Source organism: Kitasatospora sp. MY 5-36, assembly GCF_001182915.1.
Taxonomy (GTDB): domain Bacteria; phylum Actinomycetota; class Actinomycetes; order Streptomycetales; family Streptomycetaceae; genus Kitasatospora.
This window is the reverse complement of sequence record NZ_LFVW01000863.1, coordinates 1-2273: the sequence shown is the minus strand read 5'-3', so window position 1 is coordinate 2273 and position 2273 is coordinate 1. Positions and strand designations below refer to the sequence as shown.

Genomic DNA, 2273 nt, shown 5'->3' with positions numbered 1-2273 from the left:
GGCGGGCGTTCGTGACGCCCGCCCCCCGCCGGTGGTCGCCGGTACGGCCGTCAGCAGGGCCCGTCGTCGGCCCAGACGCCCCACTGGCCACTGGCGCTCGGCACCTCGTTCAGCGTCCACCACTTGGCGTGGTAGGCGTGCCCGTTGTACGAGACCTTGGCGCCGCCGTTGTACGTGGTGCTCGCGCTCCACGCCGGGGCGGCGCAGCTGCCCGGGGTGGTCGGCGGCGTGGTCGGGGGAGTCGTCGGCGGGGTGGTGGGCGGGGTGGTGGGCGGGGTCGCCCCGGCGAACTTCACCGTGAACCTGGTGAAGTCCCAGTCGTTCTGCACCACGCTGGAGCAGGAGCCGGACAGCCCCGGGTCGACGTTGCCCGCGCACTGGCGGTCCCGGTTGACCGACCAGTAGGTGTACCGGGCCAGGCCGTGCGCGGTGGCGAAGTCCAGCACGGTCTGGAAGTCGGACTGGTGGAAGTACTCGGCGGCGTCGGTGCGGCCGTTCATCATCGACACGCCCTCGTGGGCGTAGGCGGTGGCCTCGTTCCAGCCGAAGGTGGTCTGCAGGATCTGGTTGAACTTCACCAGCGCGTCGGTCTGCGCCGCGGCGCCGCTGAAGCCGCCGTCGAACGGCATGATCGAGTAGTTGTCGGGCGTGAAGCCCTGCGACTTGGCCTCGTTGAGCATCTGGGTGCCGAACCAGCCGGTGCCCGCGTTGGTGCCGGCGGTGGTGATCGAGACGTACAGGCCGGGGTTGTTCTGCTGGAGGATCCGCGCCGCGCCGATCTCGTTGTGGATGGCCGCGGTGTTCTCGTACTCCGGCTCCTCCAGGTCGAAGTCGATCGCCTTGAGGCCGTACTTGGTGATCACCTTCTGGTCCCCGGCGGCGGTCGCCTCGGGGGTGCCGCAGACCTGGCCCAGCTTGGTGCCGCCGTACCCGCCGACCGACACCGAGACGTCCCCGCCCTTGCCGCGGACGGTCTGGATGACGCTCGGCATGGTGGTGTCGGTGTCGATCGGGGAGGTGCCGCCCCAGGCGGGCGAGCAGCTGGTGCCCTGGGCCAGGATGAACGCCAGCTGGAAGGCCTTCTGGCCGGTGGCGTCCATGACGGCGGCGGCGTCCGGCGGGCTGTTGTCCTCGGGCATCAGGTACGGCGCCGAGGCGTACCAGTTGCTGCCGAGCCCTCCGGCGGCCCCGGTGCCGGTGGTGCCGGTGGTGCCGGTGGTGTCCGCGGCGGCGGAGCCGGTGCCGGCCAGGGCGGCGACGCCGCCGGCGACCAGGCCGAGCGCGGCGGCCGCGGCGAGTACGGCGCGGCGCCTGAAGGGGGGACGTGCGGCGTGCTGTGGGGGAAGAGCGCGCTCCATCGGAAGCCTTTCCAGGAAACGGCAGTGGGGGAGGCGGGCCTGCTCACGCCGGGTGTGGGGGTGGCGTGGCGGCCGAACGGGCCTGCGGCGGCGGGTGGTTGCCGAAGGTCCTCACTGGTATAGACCTGTCAGGGAAGGGCGGTCAACCCCAAAGAGGTCAAGGCGCGCCGGTCGGCCGACGGGCCCTGGAGTCGGCTCACCGGGACGGAACTCCGGCCGCCGCCCCGGCCACCACTCCCGGCGCCATCCCCGCCAGCAGCGAGCCGACCGCCGGGGACCACGGGCGGCCGGTCGGCCCGGTCAGCGACAGCGTCCGGTGGACGGCGGGCCGGATCGGGACCAGCACGCAGTCGGCCGGGAGCATGGTCAGCGCCAGCGCGGGCATCACCGAGACCCCGACGCCCGCGTGCACCATGCCGATCAGGCTGTTCAGGTCGCGGATCCGGTGCCGGGGCGTGAAGCGGGTGCCGGCCCGCCGGTAGGCCTCGCGGATGTGGCGCTCGCAGCCGCCCTCCGAGAGCAGGAAGTCGTCGTCCTCCAACTCGGCCACGTGGACGGTCGGTTGGCCGGCGAGCGGGTGGTCGCGGCGGAGCAGCGCGTGCATCGAGTCGGCGCCGAGCGAGACCGCCCCGGGCGGCAGCGGCCCGGCGTCCACCAGGACGGCGGCGTCCACCGTGCCCGCCTCCAGCCAGGCCGCCAGCTCGTCGTCCTCGCCCTCGAAGACCCGGACGGTCACCTGCGGGTAGGCCGCCCGCCAGTCCTTGAGCAGCCCGGGCAGCAGCGCCTGGCAGACGGTGGTCGGCGCCGCCAGCCGTACGGTGCCGGTCGGGCCGCCGGAGTGCCGGGTGGCGATCGCGCGGACGGCGGCGGCCGAGGCGACGGCGGTCCGGGCGTGCGGCAGGACCTGCTCGCCCA

At 73.9% G+C, this 2273-nt stretch carries 2 protein-coding genes; both read right to left on the bottom strand.

Annotation, left to right across the window (positions count from 1 at the left end):
• Nucleotides 1–50: 50 nt before the first annotated feature.
• Complete coding sequence (locus AE652_RS37380; RefSeq protein WP_049659707.1) at nucleotides 51–1358, bottom strand: carbohydrate-binding protein; 1308 nt, start codon at nucleotides 1356–1358, stop codon at nucleotides 51–53.
• Nucleotides 1359–1554: 196 nt separating this feature from the next.
• Nucleotides 1555–2273: LysR family transcriptional regulator substrate-binding protein (locus AE652_RS37375; RefSeq protein WP_049659705.1), on the bottom strand; the 719-nt coding region annotated here is incomplete at its 5' end.